The following is a 17,719-nucleotide window of genomic DNA, read 5'->3' as shown; positions in this document are numbered from 1 at the left end:
GGCGCGGGGAACCGAATGCCGATTTCCGTGTCGAAGTGGTCTATGCCGGTTTTCGGGAAGGCTTCAGTGCTTTTCCGGTGCCAAAAAGGCAGATCTTTCGCCGACAATGGCGGGATCTGCCGGTAGTCGGTCCGCGAGGCCCGATACTCCGGCGTCGAGTTTCTGGAAGAACGTATAACAACAAAGGAAGCTTCGCCACGGGGCCGCAATGGCCTCACGTCTACAAGAAGCACGAAGGAGAGATGAGATGCGTCTCACCACCAAGGGCCGCTTTGCGGTCACCGCCATGATCGACCTGGCCCTGCACCAGACCACCGGTCCGGTCACGTTGGCTGCCATCAGCCTGCGGCAGAAGATTTCGATGTCCTATCTGGAGCAGATGTTCAGCAAGCTGCGCCGGCACGAACTGGTCGCCTCCACGCGCGGCCCGGGCGGCGGCTACTCGCTGGGCCGCAAGGCTGCGCGCATCACGGTGGCCGACATCGTGTTCGCGGTCGATGCCGCCGAAGCGGCGCCGTCCTCGGCCTCCGCGAGCGAGGAAGAAGGCGTGCGCTGCACCGCGCACGAACTCTGGGCATCGCTCAACAGCCGCATGGTGGAGTTCCTCGACTCGGTCACGCTGCAGCATCTGATGGACGAGCAGCTCGCGCGCAACGCGACCCAGGCCAAGGCGCCGGCGGTGGTCCGCCACGCGACCTCGCGCCAGGCCGCGCCCAGCGTGGCCCGCCCGACGAACGTGCCGAATTCGGTGTTCGCGCTGGGCAAGATGCTCGCGAAGCCCTGAGCTTCCGAGGTCTGGAGCGTCTGAATTTCCCGCCGGGCCGCGACGGTCCGGCGTTGCCGTTTCCGGCCCTGCCCTCGGGATAACCCGCAGGCCGCGCGCCATATAGCGCTCATACGCGCATGGAAATTGCGGCGGCGCGAGGCTGCATTACGCTCGGCCTCCACGATGAAAAAAGCCTACCGCGCCTCCCTGCTGCGCTTCGACGCCGCCGGTCTCCCCCAGTTCGACGAAGACGGCCTGCTGGTCGTCGGCCCCGATGCCGCCGGCCGCCAGCGCGTGCTCGATGCAGGCAGCCATGCCGCCGTGGCGCCGCGCCATCCCGAGGTCCACACCACGCACCTGCCGGGGCGCATCCTCGCGCCGGGCTTCGTGGACATGCACATCCATTTCCCGCAGACCGACATCATCGGTTCGCCCTCGCCGGGCCTCCTGCCCTGGCTCGAGAACTACACCTTCCCGGCCGAGAGCCGCTTCGCCGACCCGGCCCATTCGAAGGAAGTGGCCGGCTTCTTTCTCGACGAGCTGCTGCGCAACGGCGTCACCACCTCGCTGACCTTCGCGACCTCGCACGTGGCCTCGGTCGATGCCTTCTTCGAGGACGCCCGGCGCCGCGGCCTGCGCATGATCACCGGCAAGGTGCTGCAGGACCGGAATTCGCCCGACGGCGTGCGCGACCGGACCGAGCAGAGCCTGATCGATTCCGAGGCGCTGATCCGCAAGTGGCACGGCGTCGACCGACTCGGCTACGCGATCACGCCGCGCTTCGCGCCCGCGAGCACCGACGCGCAGATGCGCGGCGCCGGCGAGCTGGCCGCGAAGTACGCCGACACCTGGATCCAGTCGCACGTGGCCGAGAACCGCGACGAGGTGGCCTGGGTGCGCGAGCTGTATCCGCGGGCGCGTTCCTACCTCGACGTCTACGCCGGCTTCGGCCTGATGCGCGAGCGCGCCGTCTACGCGCACTGCATCTACCTCGACGACACCGACCGCGCGCTGCTGCGCGAGACGAAGACCGCCGCGGCCGTGAGCCCGACCAGCAACCTGTTCCTGGGCAGCGGCTTCTTCGACTTCGGCAAGGCCGACCACGTGGGCCACCCCTACGGCCTGGCCAGCGACGTGGGCGGCGGCACCAGCTTCAGCCCCTTCCACACCATGATGGCCGCCTACTACGTGGGCCGCGAGGGCCAGACCAAGGCCGGCCTGAGCATCGCGCCCTCGGAGCTCTGGTGGCGCCACACCGGCGGCGCGGCGCGCGCGCTGGGGCTCGACGGCGTGGTCGGCAACCTGCAGCCGGGCTGCGAGGCCGACTTCCTGGTGCTGAACCCCAAGGCCACGCCGCTGCTGGAGCGCAAGACCGCGCGGGCGAACGGCCTCGAGGAGCTGCTGTTCGCGCTGATCGTGCTGGGCGACGACCGCCTGGTCGAGCGCACGGTGATCTCGCAGGCCGGATAGGCGGGGCAGGGCGGCGCTGCCCGCCATGCCACAATTCGCGCCCGTTCCCCCCGCAGCAGCGACCGCATATGAGCATCAAGAGCGACAAATGGATCCGGCGCATGGCCGAGCAGCACGGCATGATCGAGCCCTTCGAGCCCGGCCAGGTGCGCGAGTCCGACGGCCACAAGATCATCAGCTACGGCACCTCGAGCTACGGCTACGACATCCGCTGCGCGCCCGAATTCAAGGTCTTCACCAACATCCACAGCACGGTGGTCGACCCGAAGAACTTCGACGAGAAGAGCTTCGTCGACATGCACGGCGACTACTGCATCATCCCGCCCAACAGCTTCGCGCTGGCGCGCACCGTCGAGTACTTCCGCATCCCGCGCAACGTGCTGACCATCTGCCTGGGCAAGAGCACCTATGCGCGCTGCGGCATCATCGTCAACGTCACGCCCTTCGAGCCCGAATGGGAAGGCTACGTGACGCTGGAGTTCAGCAACACCACGCCGCTGCCGGCCAAGATCTACGCGGGCGAGGGTTGCGCCCAGGTGCTGTTCTTCGAGAGCGACGAGGTCTGCGAGACCAGCTACAAGGACCGCGGCGGCAAGTACCAGGGCCAGCGCGGCGTGACGCTGCCCAAGACCTGATCGCGTTGTCGAGCGCGTCTCCCTCGAGCGCGCGCGGCCTGCGCTGACGCCCGGTTACCCCGGCGCCTCCCGGGGCCGCTACCATCCGGCGATCACCGGCCAAAACCCCAGCAAGAGGCCGGCAAGGAGCATGCGATGAGATGGGAAGGCAACGAGCAATCCGACAACGTGGAAGACCGCCGCGGCGAGGGTGGCGGTGGTGGTGGCGGCGGCTTCATCGGCGGCCGCGGGATCGGCATCGGCACCATCGCCGTCGCGCTGATCGCGGGCTGGGTCTTCGGCATCAATCCGCTCACCGTGCTGAGCCTGCTCAGCGGTGGCGGCGGCCCGGCACCGGTGCAGCAGCAGCAACAGGGCCCGGCGCCCAAGCCGCCGGCCAACGACCGCGAGGCCGCCTTCGTCAGCACCGTGCTGCGCAACACCGAGGTGGTCTGGAGCGACATCTTCCAGAAGAACGGCGGCACCTACCATGCGCCGCGCCTCGTGCTGTTCCGCGGCGCCACGCCCACGGCCTGCGGCACCGGCGAATCGGCCATGGGACCGTTCTACTGCCCGGGCGACAAGAAGGTCTACATCGACCTCGGCTTCTACGACACGCTCAAGAACCAGCTCGGCGCGCCGGGCGAGTTCGCGCAGGCCTACGTGATCGCGCACGAGGTCGGCCACCATGTGCAGGACGAGCTCGGCATCACGGCCAAGGTCGACGGCATGCGCCGCCGTCTGAGCCAGAGCCAGAACAACGCCATGAGCGTGCGCGTCGAGCTCCAGGCCGACTGCTTCGCGGGCATCTGGGCGCATCACTCGCAGGAGTCGAAGAAGTGGCTCGACCCGGGCGACATCGAGGCCGCGATGAATGCCGCGCAGAAGATCGGCGACGACGCCTTGCAGCGCTCCGCGGGGCGCGCGGTGGTGCCCGACAGCTTCACACACGGCACCAGCGCGCAGCGCCAGCGCTGGTTCGGAACCGGCTACCAAACGGGCAGCGTGCAGGCCTGCGACACCTTCAACGCGCGCAACCTCTAAGAGTTGCACACGATTGCCTGACAGCGTGGCGTCTTGGACCGCGCGCCAGTGCTCCATTGTTTGCTATCTAATAAATAGCAATGCCGCGAAAGCGGGCGTTGTCATCGCGCGGTCACTGCCGTTTTTTGCGGCAGTGCGACAATAGCGGGCTCAATGACAAGTTCCTTCTCCAACTTATCGCTGGCGGCTCCGCTGGCGCGTGCCGTGGCCGAAATGGGCTACGAGACCATGACGCCGATCCAGGAGCAGGCCATTCCGGTCGTGCTTTCGGGCCAGGACGTGATGGGCGCAGCGCAGACCGGCACCGGCAAGACCGCGGCGTTCTCGCTGCCCCTGCTGCAGCGCATGCTCAAGCACGAGAACGCCTCCACCTCGCCCGCGCGGCATCCGGTGCGGGCCCTCGTGCTGCTGCCCACGCGCGAACTCGCCGACCAGGTGGCGCAGCAGATCAAGCTCTATGCCAAGTACACCAACCTGCGCAGCACGGTGGTGTTCGGCGGCATCGACATGAAGCCTCAGACGCTGGAGTTGAAGAAGGGCGTAGAGGTGCTGGTGGCCACGCCGGGCCGGCTGCTCGATCACATCGAGGCCAAGAACGCGGTGCTCAACCAGGTCGAGTACGTGGTGCTCGACGAGGCCGACCGCATGCTCGACATCGGCTTCCTGCCCGACCTGCAGCGCATCCTCAGCTACCTGCCCAAGCAGCGCACCACGCTGCTGTTCTCGGCCACCTTCTCGCCCGAGATCAAGCGCCTGGCCGGCAGCTACCTGCAGAACCCGGTGACCATCGAGGTGGCGCGTCCCAACGAGACCGCCTCCACCGTCGAGCAGCACTTCTACAGCGTGTCCGACGACGACAAGCGCCGCGCGCTCAAGCAGATCGTGCGCCAGCGCGGCATCACCCAGGCCTTCGTGTTCGTCAACAGCAAGCTGGGTTGCGCGCGGCTCGCGCGCACGCTCGAGCGCGACGGCCTGCGCACCTCGGCGCTGCATGGCGACAAGAGCCAGGACGAACGCCTGAAGGCGCTCGCCGCCTTCAAGGCCGGCGAGGTCGACCTGCTGGTGTGCACCGACGTCGCGGCCCGCGGCCTCGACATCAAGGACGTGCCCGCGGTCTTCAACTTCGACATCCCGTTCAATGCCGAGGACTACGTGCACCGCATCGGTCGTACCGGCCGTGCCGGCGCCTCGGGCCTGGCCGTGAGCTTCGCGAGCGGCGGCAACGACGCGCGCCTGGTGGCCGACATCGAGAAGCTGATCAAGAAGAAGATCGAGCTCGAGCCGGTCGAGTTCGAGGAAGACCGCCCGCGCGGCCGCATCAACGACGGCCGCCGCCACTGGCGCGAAGAGGGCGAGGCCGGCGACGCGCGCGACGTGCTCGACCAGCCGCGCGAACGCGGCTACGGCAGCGATGCACGGCGCGGCGGCGGACGTCCGCACCGCGCGCCCTCGGCGCCGCGCGATCCCTTCTTCGACCAGCCCTACGAGGCCGGCAACAGCGAGGCCGCACCGGCCTGGGAAGCCGCTGCCAAGGCGCCCGCGCGCACCGGCGTGTCGAGCAACATCAAGAGCAAGCGCAAGATCGCGGCGCTGTTCAAGACGCCCGAGCCGAGCTGATCGGCTTGCCGATCACTAAGCAACGAGGCCGCGCATGTCGCGGCCTTTTTCATGGGCGCTCGTTCAGTGCGTGCGCCCGCCCGCCGGGCGCCGCTCGCCGCGCGCGGCCGCGAGCTCTTCCACCGCCAGCCCCAGCGCGCGGATGCCGGCCGAGATCTGCGCCGCCGGTATCGACGACAGCCGCAGCCGGAAGAACGGGCACGGATAGGGCGGCTTCGCGAAGAACACGTCGCCGGCCTCGATCAGCACGCCGTGGCTGCGCGCCATCAGCGACAGCTCGCCCGCGTCGACCCAGGCCGGCGCGCGCACCCACAGCGACGCGCCGCCCTGCGGCAGCCTGAACTCGAAATCGGGCAAGTGGTCGCGCAGCGCCTGCGCCGCCAGCGCGAGCCGTTCCTGCATCGCGTGGTTCACGCGCCGCGCATGCGACTCGTGGTGGCCCAGCGAGAGGAACAGCGCATAGGCATGCTGCAGGAAGGCGCTCGGATGCCGCACCATCGCATGGCGGATGGCGCGCAGCTCCTTGATCAGCGCGCGCGGCGCCACGATGAAGCCCAGCCGCAGCGCGGGCGACAGGCTCTTCGACACCGAGCCCACGTAGATCACGCGCCCGGTCTTGTCCAGGCTCTTGAGCGCCGGCATCGGCGTGCCCTCGTAGAGGTTCTCGGCCTCGTAGTCGTCCTCGATGATCACGAAGTCCTGCAGCTCGGCCTTGCGCAGCAGCCACTGGCGGCGCTCCAGGCTCAGGGTGGCGGTGGTCGGGCTCTGGTGCGAGGGCGTGACGAACAGGTAGTCGGCCGCAGGCAGCGCATCGACCACCAGTCCGTCTTCATCCACCGCCACCTCCACCCACTTGGGCTGGCGCAGCGAGAAGCTGTTGCGCGCGTGCGGATGGCCGGGCTCCTCGAGGCCCACGCGCGTGTGGGTGTCGAACAGCGTGTCGGCCAGCAGGTAGTAGGCATGCTGCGCGCCGAGCGTGACGATGATCTCCTCCTTGAGCGCGAACACGCCGCGCTTGGGCAGCAGGCGCGTGCGGATCTGCTCGATCAGGTCGGGCACGTCATCGGTCTCGAAGTCGGGCGTCCAGTGTTGCAGCTGCGAGCGTGCCAGGCTGCGCGCGCAGCACTCGCGGAAGTCCTCGGTCGGAAACAGCAGCGGGTCGTGCTGGCCGTAGACGAAGGGATAGGGATAGTCGCGCCAGCGCTCGGGCTTGGACAGCGTGGGCTGGTCCACCAGCGAGCGCAGCACGCGCTGCGACCAGTCGGGCGGCTGGCCCGACTGCCCGCTGCGTCCCACCAGCGGTTCGGCCGGCGCCGCCGCGGGCGGACGCGCATTGCGCGCCACGAACACGCCGCTGCGCGGACGCGCCTCGAGAAAGCCTTCGTCGATCAGCTGCAGGTAGGCCGAGGTCACGGTGTTGCGGCTCAGGCCCAGCAGCACCGCGAGTTCGCGCGAGGAGGGCAGCGACGCGCCCGCGCTCAGGTGGTCCTCGAGGATGGCCTGCACCACCGCGGCGCGCAGCCGCGCCTGCAGCGGCAGCGCGGGCTGGTTGGGCAGCGCGAAGAGCTGTGCCCACTGGGTGGCTCGGGGATGGCTCGCCATGGTCGCCGCAGTTTAGGGCAGGCCCTTCGCCGGCGCGCATGTCCGTGCGCTCTGGCTCGGTCGAATCCCCGCATCTGGCCCTATCGCGCACCCCGCCCGCTGCCTACCCTCGGCTCCATTCATTCCCCAAAGACTTTCATCCGAGCGCCATGTCCTCTTCCTTCCCGCCCGTGACCACCGACACCCTTGCCGCCTTCAGCGCGGCCTGGAACCGCCACGACATCGATGCGCTGATGAGCTTCATGAGCGACGACTGCGTGTTCCAGACCGCCGCCGGCCCCGATGCCTGCGGCACCCGCCACACGGGCACCGAGGCCGTGCGCAAGGCCTTCGCGGCCGCCTGGCAGGCCGTGCCCGACGCGCAGTGGATCGACGGCGTGCATTTCGTGCACGGCGACTTCGGCACCTCGCAGTGGACCTTCACCGGCACCGCCGCCGACGGCAGCCGCATCGAGACCGACGGCATCGACGTCTTCACCTTCAAGGACGGGAAGATCCAGCTCAAGAACGTGTTCCGCAAGGCACGCCCGAACCTGCCCGCGGCGAAGTAGTCCGCGCCACGCCTTCTTCGGAGCGCCCATGACGATGACCGGCACCGCCACGTCCTTCACCGCCCCCGAGGCCGTGCCCGCCACGCCCTCGCGGCCCTACGACCCGCGCTACGACCCGCTGCTCGCGCCCGACCCCGGCGCCGGCCGCGCCTATGCGCCCACCTGGTGGGTCGCGAGCGCGGGCACGCCGCCCGAGGACGACGGCCCGCTGGTGCAGGACATCGACGTCGACGTGGCGATCGTGGGCTCGGGCGCCACCGGCATGTCGACCGCGCTCTACCTCGCGCAGGAGCACGGCATCCGCGCCACCGTGCTCGAGGCCAACCAGGCGGCCTGGGGCTGCTCGAGCCGCAGCGGCGGCCAGGGCCAGAACGCCAGCGGCCGCCTCAAGCGCTCGCAGTGGATCGCGCGCTGGGGCCTCGATACCGCGAAGAAGCTCGACGCCGAGATCCGCGCGGGCTTCGAGAACTTCAAGGCGCTCACGAAGCAGATCGACTGCGATGCCTTCGACGGCGGCCACCTCTACCTCGCGCACCGCCGCGAGAAGCTGCCGGTGCTCGCCGCCGAGGCCGCGCTGATGCGCGACACCTTCGGCTATGCCACGCGCATGATGAGCGCCGAGGAGGTGCGCAGCGACTACTGCGACGAGCGCGAGACCGTGGGCGCGATGTTCGAGGCCGAGGGCGTGGGCATCCATCCGCTGAAGTTCACCTTCGGCCTGCTGCGGCGCGCACGCGCGCTCGGCGTGAAGGTCCACACCTCGAGCCCGGTGCAGGGCTGGCAGACCATCGACGGCGTGCACCACCTGCGCACGCCCGGCGGCACGGTGCGCGCGCGCCGCGTGGCGGTGTGCACCGGCGGCTACACGGGCCAGGCGCTGAGCCCGCTGTTGAAGAACCGCGTGATGCCGATCCTCTCGAACTCGGTGGTCACGCGCGAGCTCACCGAGGCCGAGCTCAAGGCCACCAACTTCCGCTCGAAGACCTTCCTCACCGACACGCGCACGCTGCGCTTCTACTACCGGCTGCTCGAGGGCAACCGGCTGCAGATCGGCAGCCGCAGCTCGGTCAGCGGCGCCGATGCCGAGGCACCGGTGCACCTGAAGCTGCTCACCGACGCGATCGCGCGCAAGTTCCCGCCGCTCGCCAACATCCGCATCGACCACTCGTGGTGGGGCTGGGTCGACATGAGCCACGACATGATGCCGCGCATCACGCAGCCCGATGCGTCGAAGAAGATCTGGTACGCGGTGGGCTATGGCGGCAACGGCGTCTCGTTCTCGACCTGGGCCGGTAAGCGCCTGGCCGAGCGCATCGCGGGCCGCGATGCGGGCCGCGAGGTGTTCGAGCTGCCGATCTACGACTCGCCGCTGCCCTTCCCCAACGTGATGGGCCTGGTCGAGTCGCAGGCCTTCGCGCCGTTCCGCCGCATGGGCCAGCGCATGCTCTACAAGTGGTACTGGCTCAAGGACGAGAAGTAGCGCGCGCCGGCACCATCGCGCTCCCGCATCCGGTGCGCCTTCCCGCAAACGGCGCATCGCACGCCGCACAACGGGGCAAACCCGCAGCGTCTGGCCCTGCGGATCGGTGCCACGTGGCTCTTCGTGGCACCTGCTCGGGGGCCTATCGTCGATCTCGTCGGCGCCGCACCGCGCGCCGCTTCTTCTTCGAGTAGCCATCCAGAGGTCCCGCATGCCGTTTCCGCTTTCCCGCTTCACGCGCCGTGTCACCCTGTTGTCGGCGGCCTCGCTGGCCGCGCTCGCGCTGTGCTCCCTGCCGGCCGCCGCGCAAGAACCCAAGCGTGGCGGCACGCTGGTGATCGGCAGCACGCAGACGCCGCGCCACCTCAACGGCGCCGTGCAGTCGGGCATCGCCACCGCATTGCCCTCGGCGCAGATCTTCGCGAGCCCGCTGCGCTTCGACGACAAGTGGAATCCGCAGCCCTACCTGGCCGAATCGTGGAAGCTCTCCGACGACGCGAAGTCGCTCACGCTCAACCTGCGCAAGAACGCCGTGTTCCACGACGGCAAGCCCATCACCTCGGCCGACGTCGCGTTCTCGATCATGGCCATCAAGGCCAACCATCCCTTCACCACCATGCTGGGCCCGGTCGAGAAGGTCGACACGCCCGATCCCTACACCGCCATCATCCGCATGAGCGCGCCGCATCCGGCGATCGTGCTCGCGATGTCGCCCGCGCTGTGCCCGATCCTGCCCAAGCACATCTACGGCGACGGCACCGACCTCAAGAACCATCCGCGCAACAGCACCGACGTGGTCGGCTCGGGCCCGTTCCGCGTCACCGAGTTCAAGCCCTCGCAGCGCATCGTGATGGAGCGCTTCGACAAGTTCTTCCTGCCCAACAAGCCGTATCTCGACAAGGTCATCGTGAGCATCACGCCCGACATGGCGAGCCTGGTGCTCGGCGTGGAGCGCGGCGACATCCAGATGCTGCCCTTCGCGACCCTGCCCACCGACCTCAAGCGCTTCGCCAACGACCCGCGCGTGTCGCTCACGCCCAAGGGCTACGACGGCATCGGCCCGCTCAACTGGCTGGCTTTCAACACCGCGAAGAAGCCGCTGTCCGACCTGCAGGTGCGCAAGGCCATCGCGCACTCGATCGACAAGAACTTCATCACCAAGGCGCTGATGGGCGGCTTCGCCACCGTGTCCGACGGCCCGCTGGTGGCCAGCAGCCCGTTCGCGGTCAACGACCTGGTGCGCTATCCGCTCGACCTCAAGAAGGCCGGCGAGATGCTCGATGCCGCGGGCTACAAGGCCGGCGCCAACGGCGAGCGCTTCAAGCTCACCATCGACTACCTGCCCGGCGGCGACGACCAGCAGAAGAACGTGGCCGAGTACGTGCGCGGCCAGCTCAAGAAGGTGGGCATCACGGTGGAGGTGCGCGCCTCGGCCGACTTCCCGGCCTGGGCCAAGCGCCTGGCCACGCACGACTTCGACATGTCGATGGACGCGGTCTTCAACTGGGGCGATCCGATCATCGGCGTGCACCGCACCTACCTGTCGACCAACATCAAACCCATCGTCTGGACCAACACCCAGTCCTATGCCAATCCGAAGGTCGACGAGCTGCTCAACACCGCCGGCGGCCTGACCGACCCGACGCAGCGCAAGGCCTACTACGCCACCTTCCAGAAGATCGTGACCGACGAGCTGCCGATCGAGTTCATCAACCAGGTGCCCTACCACACGATCACCAGCAAGAAGGTCGGCAATGTGCCCACCACCATCTGGGGACCGCTGTCGCCGCTCGACGAGGTCTACCTCAAGTAAGGCGGGGCGCACATGGGCATGCTTCGCTACGCCGCCTCGCGCCTGCTGCAGGGCCTCGCCCTGGTGCTCGCGGTGGTGGTGCTGAACTTCGTGCTGGTGCACGCGGCACCGGGCGACCCGGTCGAGACCATCGCGGGCGCCAGCGGCGGCATGTCGAGCGAGCTCATGGCCGAGCTGCGCACGCAGTACGGCCTCGACCGGCCGCTGCCGGTGCAACTCGGCGTCTACCTCGGCAAGGTGCTGCGCGGCGACCTCGGCTATTCGTACTTCTTCAACCTGCCGGTCACGCAGATGATCGCCGAGCGCGTGCCCGCCACCTTGCTGCTGGTGCTGAGTTCGGTGCTGCTGGCCTTCGTGGTCGGCACGGCGCTCGGCGTGCTGTCCTCGCGCCGGCCCAACGGGCTGCTGTCGCAGTTCATCACCGTGCTGTCGCTGGTGGGCTTCGCGGCGCCGGTGTTCTGGATCGGCATCATGCTGGTGATCCTGCTGGCCTCGGTGTTCCCGATCCTGCCGGTGGCCGGCATGCGCTCCATCGATTCCACCGGCGGCGGCCTGGCCGACGTGCTCGACGTCGCGCACCACCTGGTGCTGCCCACGATCACGCTGAGCCTGGTCTACCTCGCGCAGTACAGCCGGCTCGCGCGTTCGTCGATGCTCGACGTGCTCGGCTCCGACTTCATCCGCACCGCGCGCGCCAAGGGCCTGGCCGAGCGCGTGGTGCTCTACAAGCATGCGCTGCGCAACGCGCTGCTGCCGGTGGTGACGGTGCTCGGGCTGCAGTTCGGCAACGTGCTCGCGGGCGCGATCCTGGTCGAGACCGTCTTCAACTGGCCGGGGCTCGGCCGCCTGGCCTTCGACTCGGTGCTGCGGCGCGACTACCCGACCATCCTCGGCGTGCTGCTGTTCTCCTCCATCGTGGTGGTGGTGATGAACCAGCTCACGGACCTCTGCTACCGCCTGATCGATCCGCGCATCAAGACCGCGTGACGCCTCCCCCGATGAATGCGACCTCCACGATGACCCTCGACCCAGACCCGGCGCCGGCCGCGAAGCCGGCGGCGCCCGCGCGCACGAGCGCCACCGCCGGCCCGCGCGCCGAACACCCCGGCATCGAGGCCGCGCGCATGTTCCTGCGCAACCCCGCGGCCATCGCCGGCATGGTGCTGCTCTTGATCGTGCTCGCGGTCGCGATCGCCGGCCCCTGGCTCTATCCGGCCGATCCCTTCGAGATCAAGGCCGCGCCGCTCACGCCGCCGTTCAGCGAGGAGGCCTGGCTCGGCAGCGACTACCTCGGGCGCGACGTGCTCACCGCGTTGATCTACGGCGGCCGCGCCACCCTGCTGGTGGGCGCGGTGGCGGCGCTGCTGTCGGTGCTGATCGGCATCACGCTCGGCGCCTTCGCCGGCTACTACGGCGGCAAGGTCGACGCGGTGCTGATGAAGATCACCGAGTTCTTCCAGGTGCTGCCCGCGCTGCTGTTCGCGATGGTGGTGGTGACGCTGTTCTCGCCCACGCTGGTCACGGTCACGCTGGCCATCGGCGTCGTGAGCTGGACCGGCACCGCGCGGCTCACGCGCGCCGAGTTCCTCAAGTACCGCGGGCTGGAGTTCGTGCGCGCCGAGCGCGCCATCGGCGCGCGCGACGCCCGCATCATCTGGAAGGTGATCCTGCCCAATGCGCTGCCGCCGCTGGTGGTGTCGGCCACCTTGGCGATCGGCGCGGCGATCCTGTTCGAGGCCGGCCTGTCCTTCCTCGGCCTGGGCGACCCGAACCAGATGAGCTGGGGCCTGATGATCGGCTCGAGCCGCCAGTACGTGCTGTCGTGCTGGTGGGCCGTGGCCTTTCCGGGCGCCGCCATCTTCGTCACCGTGCTCGCGGTCAGCCTGATCGGCGACGGCCTCAACGATGCCCTCAACCCCAAGCTGAGGGAGCGCTGAGATGAGCGAGGCACTGCTGCGCGTGCAGGACCTGCACGTCGAATTCCGGACCCGCCGCGGCCAGGCGCTGGTGCTCAACGGCGTGGACTTCGAGCTGCGCGCCGGCGAGACGCTGTGCGTGGTCGGCGAGTCGGGCTGCGGCAAGAGCATGACCGCGCTCGCGCTGCTGCGGCTCATTCCCTCGCCGCCGGGGCGCATCCGAGACGGCCGCGTGCTGTTCCAGGGCGAGGACCTGGTGCGCGCCACCGACGCACGCATGCGCGAGGTGCGCGGCAACCGCATCTCGATGATCTTCCAGGAACCGATGACCTCGCTGAACCCGGTGTTCAGCGTGGGCGACCAGATCGGCGAATCGCTGCGGCTGCATGCGGGCCTCGATGCACAGGCCGCGCGCGAACGCGCCATCGAGATGCTGCGCCAGGTCGGCATCCCGGCGCCCGAGCGGCGCGTGGACGAGTACCCGCACCAGCTCTCGGGCGGCATGCGCCAGCGCGTGATGATCGCGATGGCGCTGGCCTGCCGGCCCGACATCCTGATCGCCGACGAACCCACCACCGCGCTCGACGTGACGGTGCAGGCGCAGATCTTCGACCTGCTGCGCGAACTGCAGCGCGAGAAGGGCACGGCGATCCTGCTGATCACGCACGACATGGGCGCGGTGGCCGAGATGGCCGACCGCGTGATGGTGATGTACGCGGGCCGCGTGATCGAGCAGGGCAGCGCCGACCAGGTGCTGTCCGCGCCCGGCCATCCCTACACGCGCGGCCTGATCGACTGCCTGCCCGAACTCGGTAGCAGCGCGGCCTTCGACGACGACACCCGCGAGGACCTGGCCGAGATCCCCGGCGTGGTGCCCTCGATCTGGGAACTGGGCAGCGGCTGCGCCTTCCGCGAGCGCTGCCGCCATGCCATGCCGCGCTGCGCGCACGAGGTGCCACCGATGTTCGCGCTGGCCGGCGAGGGCGATGGCGGCAGCTCGCACGGCGCGGCCTGCTGGCTGCATGCCGAGGCGCTGGCGGAGGAGGCGGCATGAGCCTGATCGAACCGACCGACACGCTGCTCGCGGTCGACGACCTGCAGGTGCACTTCCCGCGCGCCAGGGCCGGCTGGGGCCGCAAGCCCGAGGTGGTGAAGGCGGTGGACGGCGTGTCCTTCGAGATCCGCCGCGGCCGCACGCTCGCGGTGGTCGGCGAATCGGGCTCGGGCAAGACCACCACCGCGCTCGCCGTGATGCGGCTGTCGCCGCTGACCGGTGGCCGCATCCGGCTCGGCGACACCGACCTGGGCGCGCTCGAGGGCGAGGCGCTGCGCCGTTCGCGCACGCGCATGCAGATTATCTTCCAGGACCCGTTCTCCTCGCTCAACCCGCGCGAGCGCGCCGGTGCCGCGGTGCGCGCGCCGCTCGACCTGATGCAGGTGGGCACGCCCGAGCAGCGCACGCGCCGCGTGGCCGAGCTGTTCGAGGCCGTGGGCCTGCGGCCCGAGCAGCAGCAGCTGTTTCCGCACCAGTTCTCGGGCGGCCAGCGCCAGCGCATCAACATCGCGCGCGCGCTCGCCACCAACCCCGAGCTCGTGGTCTGCGACGAGCCGGTGTCGGCGCTCGACATCGCGATCCGCGCCCAGATCCTCAACCTGCTCGCGCGGCTGCAGCGCGAACTGGGCCTGACCTACCTGTTCATCTCGCACGACATGGCGGTGGTCGAGCACATCTGCGACGACATTGCCGTGATGTACCTCGGCCAGATCGTGGAGCGCGCGCCGCGGCGCGCCTTCTTCGCGCAGCCGCTGCATCCCTACAGCGTGGCGCTGATGTCGGCCGTGCCCACCGTGGGCGGCGGCCGGCGCCGCGCCGCGGGCCGCATCAAGCTCACGGGCGATCCGCCGAGCCCGATCGATCCGCCGCACGGCTGCCGCTTCGCCGGCCGCTGCCCGGTGGCCGAGCCGGCCTGCGCGGCCGAGCCGCCGCCGCTGCGCGAGGTGGTGCCCGGCCACTGGGTGCGCTGCCGCCGTGTCGGGCTGGCCGACGGCCTACCGCTGCCGCCCCTGCGCCTGCAGGCCGATTGAATCCGCGCGAACATCGCGTCGCGCCCGTCCATCCTCCTTCCCGAATCCATGACCGCCACCACCGCCACCACCGTCTACAGCGCCCGCAAGATCCTCACGATGAACCCGATGCAGCCCGAGGCCACCCATGTCGCGGTGCGCGACGGGCGCGTGCTCGCGGTCGGCTCGCTCGACGAGATGCGCGCCTGGGGCGACTTCGCGCTCGACGAGCGCTTCGCCGCCAAGGTGCTGATGCCAGGACTGGTCGAGGGCCACTGCCACCTCAAGGAAGGCAGCATGTGGGACTGGGCATATCTCGGCTGGTTCGACCGGCGCGATCCGCAGGGCAAGGTCTGGAGCGGCCTGCGCTCGATGGAGGCCGTGGTCGCGCGCCTGGCCGAGATCGCCGCGCGCATGCAGGCCGAGGGCCGGCCCGAGTCCGAGCCGCTGGTGGCCTGGGGCTTCGATCCGATCTACTTCGGCGGCGAACGCATGACGGTGGAACACGTCGACCGCGCGAGCGCCACGCGGCCGATCGTCATCGGCCATGCCAACGGCCACCTGATGAACGTCAACAGCGCGATGCTGCGCATCGCCGACATCACGCGCGACAACGAGGTCGAGGGCGTGGTCAAGTTCGCCGCCGGGCCGGCCGCGGGCGAGCCCACGGGCGAGCTGCAGGAGCCGGCCGCGATGTTCCTGGTGCTGCGCAGGATCGGCAATGCCGGCCTGCTGGCGCCGATGACCGAGGCCGGCGTGCGCTCCTTCGCGCGGCTGGCCTGCATGCAGGGCGTGACCACCGCCACCGACCTGGTCAACAAGCTCACCGAGGAGGATTGCGGCGTGCTCGAGCGCGCCACCGGCGCCGAGGATTTCGCGGTGCGCATCCTGCCCGCGTTCCAGGCCTTCCACGGCACGCATGGCGCGGCGCAGGGCGCGGAGCATGTGCGCTCTCTGATGCCGCGCAACACCGACCGGCTGCGCTACGGCCTCGTGAAGATGATGCTCGACGGCTCGATCCAGGGCTTCTCGGCGCGGCTGCGCTGGCCCGGCCATTTCAACGGCGCGCCCAACGGCATCTGGGTGACCGCGCCCGCACAGTACGAAGCCGACTTCGAGACCTACCACCGCGCCGGCCTCACCATCCACACCCACACCAACGGCGACGAGGCCAGCGAGGTCGCGATCGACGCCATCGGCCGCGTGCTCGCGCGCGCGCCGCGACCCGACCACCGCCACACGCTGCAGCACGGCCAGATGATCGACGCGCCGCTGTTCCGCCGCATGGCCGCGCTGGGCCTGTGCGCCAACCTGTTCGCCAACCACATCTGGTACTGGGGCGACCAGCACTACGAGATGACCATGGGCCCCGACCGCGCCAACCGACTCGATGCCTGCGGCAGCGCGCTCGCCGCGGGCGTGCCGCTGGCGATCCATTCCGACGCGCCGGTCACGCCGCTGGGCCCGCTGTTCACCGCCTGGTGCGCGGTCAACCGCGTCACGCCCAAGGGCCGCGTGCTCGGCGCGGCCGAGCGCATCACGGTCGAGCAGGCACTGCGCGCCGTCACGCTGGGCGCGGCCTGGACCCTCAAGCTCGACGGCGAGATCGGCAGCATCGAGTGCGGCAAGCGCGCCGACTTCTGTGTGCTCGAGGAGGACCCGCTGGCCGTCGACCCGATGCGGCTCAAGGACCTGCGCGTCTGGGGCACGGTGCTGTCGGGCCGCGTGTTCGAGGCATGAGGGCGCGATGACCGCGAAGACGGCGCGGCGCCTGCCGCTCACGGTCGTCGGCGGCTTCCTCGGCGCCGGCAAGACCACGCTGCTCAACCGCTGGCTGGCCGAGGCCGAGGGCCTGCGCATGGCGGTGCTGGTCAACGACTTCGGCGCGCTCAACATCGACGCCGGCCTGATCGCCGCGCGCCATGGCGACACCGTCGCGCTCACCAACGGCTGCGTCTGCTGCCAGATCGGCGACGACCTCGGGCGCGCGCTGCAGGGCACGATCGACGCCGAGCCGCCGTTCGACGCCGTGGTGATCGAGGCCAGCGGCGTCTCCGACCCCTGGCGCATCGCGCAGATCGGCATGGCCGCGCCCGAGCTGAGCCTGCAGGCCGTGCTGGTGCTGGTCGATGCGAGCGCGGTCGCCGCGCAGTCGCGCGATCCGCTGCTGGCCGACACGCTCGCGCGGCAGGCAAAGTCGGCCGACCTCGTGGTGCTCAACAAGACCGACATCGCCGACGATGCCGCGCTGGCGGCCGCCACGGCCTGGCTCGACGCGACCGTGCCGGGCACGCCGCGGGTCGCGACCACGCAGTCCGAGCTGCCGCTCGCGCTGGCTTCGGGGCTGCAGGGCCAGGCCAGGCCGCACGCGCATTGCGATGTGCCGGGCTGCGATCACGATCACGACCATGCGCACCACGCCGACCATGGCGCGCAGTTCGCGACCTGGAGCGCGCGGCCCGCGGCCGTGTTCGCGCCCGAGGCCTTGCGCGCCTGGATGCGCGCGATGCCGCCCGGCGTGCTGCGGCTCAAGGGCCTGCTGAAGGTCGAGGCCGAGGGCGGCGGCGAGGCCTGGTCCGAGCTCCAGTATGCGGGCCGCCACGGCATGCTGCGGCGGGCCACCGCGCCGCTCGATGCCGAAGGTGCCGCGGTGGTCGCGATCGGCCTGCGCGGCCAGTTGCCGATGCAGGCGCTCGAGGCCTTCTTCGGGGCCACGGCCGCTTCAGCGAATCCTTAGCCGCGTCGCGTCGGTTCGTGTTGCAATGCGGGCTTTTCGCCCGCC

15 protein-coding genes are annotated in these 17,719 nt (G+C 69.9%); 14 read left to right on the top strand and 1 reads right to left on the bottom strand.

The window, feature by feature from the left end:
* Nucleotides 1–247: 247 nt before the first annotated feature.
* The 5 genes from BM109_RS02975 to BM109_RS02955 all read left to right on the top strand — a co-directional run bounded on the left by BM109_RS02975 (nucleotide 248) and on the right by BM109_RS02955 (nucleotide 5,511).
* Nucleotides 248–784, top strand: a complete 537-nt coding sequence (locus BM109_RS02975; RefSeq protein ID WP_093340407.1) for an Rrf2 family transcriptional regulator — start codon at nucleotides 248–250, stop codon at nucleotides 782–784.
* A 165-nt stretch (nucleotides 785–949) separates the two neighbouring features.
* Nucleotides 950–2,236, top strand: a complete 1,287-nt coding sequence (guaD, locus tag BM109_RS02970) for a guanine deaminase (protein WP_093340405.1) — start codon at nucleotides 950–952, stop codon at nucleotides 2,234–2,236.
* A 68-nt stretch (nucleotides 2,237–2,304) separates the two neighbouring features.
* A complete protein-coding gene (gene dcd, locus BM109_RS02965) occupies nucleotides 2,305–2,871 on the top strand; it encodes a dCTP deaminase (RefSeq protein ID WP_057591958.1) in 567 nt (188 codons plus the stop codon).
* A gap of 135 nt (nucleotides 2,872–3,006) precedes the next feature.
* On the top strand, nucleotides 3,007–3,894 hold the full coding sequence (locus BM109_RS02960) for a KPN_02809 family neutral zinc metallopeptidase (RefSeq protein WP_093340404.1): 888 nt from the start codon (nucleotides 3,007–3,009) through the stop codon (nucleotides 3,892–3,894).
* 153 nt (nucleotides 3,895–4,047) lie between these two features.
* On the top strand, nucleotides 4,048–5,511 hold the full coding sequence (locus tag BM109_RS02955; protein ID WP_093340402.1) for a DEAD/DEAH box helicase: 1,464 nt from the start codon (nucleotides 4,048–4,050) through the stop codon (nucleotides 5,509–5,511).
* 63 nt (nucleotides 5,512–5,574) lie between these two features.
* Here the strand turns inward: BM109_RS02955 and BM109_RS02950 are convergent, their stop codons facing one another.
* Nucleotides 5,575–7,113, bottom strand: coding sequence for a MocR-like pyridoxine biosynthesis transcription factor PdxR (locus tag BM109_RS02950; protein ID WP_093340400.1), 1,539 nt, complete (start codon nucleotides 7,111–7,113; stop codon nucleotides 5,575–5,577).
* A gap of 149 nt (nucleotides 7,114–7,262) precedes the next feature.
* Between BM109_RS02950 and BM109_RS02945 the strand changes: the two genes are divergently transcribed.
* The 9 genes from BM109_RS02945 to BM109_RS02905 all read left to right on the top strand — a co-directional run bounded on the left by BM109_RS02945 (nucleotide 7,263) and on the right by BM109_RS02905 (nucleotide 17,674).
* A complete protein-coding gene (locus BM109_RS02945; RefSeq protein WP_057591954.1) occupies nucleotides 7,263–7,664 on the top strand; it encodes a nuclear transport factor 2 family protein in 402 nt (133 codons plus the stop codon).
* Between the two features lie 28 nt (nucleotides 7,665–7,692).
* Complete coding sequence (locus tag BM109_RS02940; protein WP_093340398.1) at nucleotides 7,693–9,144, top strand: NAD(P)/FAD-dependent oxidoreductase; 1,452 nt, start codon at nucleotides 7,693–7,695, stop codon at nucleotides 9,142–9,144.
* A gap of 211 nt (nucleotides 9,145–9,355) precedes the next feature.
* Entirely contained in the window at nucleotides 9,356–10,957 is a 1,602-nt protein-coding gene (locus BM109_RS02935) for an ABC transporter substrate-binding protein (protein WP_093340396.1), read from the top strand.
* A 12-nt stretch (nucleotides 10,958–10,969) separates the two neighbouring features.
* On the top strand, nucleotides 10,970–11,944 hold the full coding sequence (locus tag BM109_RS02930; RefSeq protein ID WP_093340395.1) for an ABC transporter permease: 975 nt from the start codon (nucleotides 10,970–10,972) through the stop codon (nucleotides 11,942–11,944).
* A gap of 29 nt (nucleotides 11,945–11,973) precedes the next feature.
* Entirely contained in the window at nucleotides 11,974–12,894 is a 921-nt protein-coding gene (locus tag BM109_RS02925; RefSeq protein ID WP_093341230.1) for an ABC transporter permease, read from the top strand.
* Nucleotide 12,895: 1 nt separating this feature from the next.
* Nucleotides 12,896–13,927 (top strand): ABC transporter ATP-binding protein, encoded by a 1,032-nt coding sequence (locus BM109_RS02920; protein WP_093340393.1) that lies wholly within the window; start codon nucleotides 12,896–12,898, stop codon nucleotides 13,925–13,927.
* Nucleotides 13,924–14,958, top strand: coding sequence for an ABC transporter ATP-binding protein (locus BM109_RS02915; RefSeq protein ID WP_093340391.1), 1,035 nt, complete (start codon nucleotides 13,924–13,926; stop codon nucleotides 14,956–14,958). Before BM109_RS02920 ends, BM109_RS02915 begins: the two co-directional genes overlap by 4 nt.
* Nucleotides 14,959–15,006: 48 nt before the next feature.
* Nucleotides 15,007–16,677, top strand: a complete 1,671-nt coding sequence (locus BM109_RS02910) for an amidohydrolase (protein ID WP_093340390.1) — start codon at nucleotides 15,007–15,009, stop codon at nucleotides 16,675–16,677.
* Nucleotides 16,678–16,684: 7 nt separating this feature from the next.
* Entirely contained in the window at nucleotides 16,685–17,674 is a 990-nt protein-coding gene (locus BM109_RS02905) for a CobW family GTP-binding protein (protein WP_093340388.1), read from the top strand.
* Nucleotides 17,675–17,719 lie beyond the last annotated feature (45 nt).

This window comes from Variovorax sp. PDC80, assembly GCF_900115375.1.
Classification (GTDB): domain Bacteria; phylum Pseudomonadota; class Gammaproteobacteria; order Burkholderiales; family Burkholderiaceae_C; genus Variovorax.
Note: the sequence above shows the minus strand (reverse complement) of the source record. Positions and strands in the feature narration are given on the sequence as shown.

Excerpts from the sequence above, each read along its gene's own strand:
- dcd (WP_057591958.1), top strand. The coding sequence starts at position 2,305 with ATGAGCATCAAGAGCGACAAATGGATCCGGCGCATGGCCGAGCAGCAC.
- BM109_RS02945 (WP_057591954.1), top strand. The coding sequence starts at position 7,263 with ATGTCCTCTTCCTTCCCGCCCGTGACCACCGACACCCTTGCCGCCTTC.
- BM109_RS02930 (WP_093340395.1), top strand. The coding sequence starts at position 10,970 with ATGGGCATGCTTCGCTACGCCGCCTCGCGCCTGCTGCAGGGCCTCGCC.
- BM109_RS02975 (WP_093340407.1), top strand. The coding sequence starts at position 248 with ATGCGTCTCACCACCAAGGGCCGCTTTGCGGTCACCGCCATGATCGAC.
- BM109_RS02925 (WP_093341230.1), top strand. The coding sequence starts at position 11,974 with ATGACCCTCGACCCAGACCCGGCGCCGGCCGCGAAGCCGGCGGCGCCC.
- BM109_RS02960 (WP_093340404.1), top strand. The coding sequence starts at position 3,007 with ATGAGATGGGAAGGCAACGAGCAATCCGACAACGTGGAAGACCGCCGC.
- BM109_RS02955 (WP_093340402.1), top strand. The coding sequence starts at position 4,048 with ATGACAAGTTCCTTCTCCAACTTATCGCTGGCGGCTCCGCTGGCGCGT.
- BM109_RS02915 (WP_093340391.1), top strand. The coding sequence starts at position 13,924 with ATGAGCCTGATCGAACCGACCGACACGCTGCTCGCGGTCGACGACCTG.
- BM109_RS02905 (WP_093340388.1), top strand. The coding sequence starts at position 16,685 with ATGACCGCGAAGACGGCGCGGCGCCTGCCGCTCACGGTCGTCGGCGGC.
- BM109_RS02935 (WP_093340396.1), top strand. The coding sequence starts at position 9,356 with ATGCCGTTTCCGCTTTCCCGCTTCACGCGCCGTGTCACCCTGTTGTCG.
- BM109_RS02950 (WP_093340400.1), bottom strand. The coding sequence starts at position 7,113 with ATGGCGAGCCATCCCCGAGCCACCCAGTGGGCACAGCTCTTCGCGCTG.
- BM109_RS02910 (WP_093340390.1), top strand. The coding sequence starts at position 15,007 with ATGACCGCCACCACCGCCACCACCGTCTACAGCGCCCGCAAGATCCTC.
- BM109_RS02940 (WP_093340398.1), top strand. The coding sequence starts at position 7,693 with ATGACGATGACCGGCACCGCCACGTCCTTCACCGCCCCCGAGGCCGTG.
- BM109_RS02920 (WP_093340393.1), top strand. The coding sequence starts at position 12,896 with ATGAGCGAGGCACTGCTGCGCGTGCAGGACCTGCACGTCGAATTCCGG.
- guaD (WP_093340405.1), top strand. The coding sequence starts at position 950 with ATGAAAAAAGCCTACCGCGCCTCCCTGCTGCGCTTCGACGCCGCCGGT.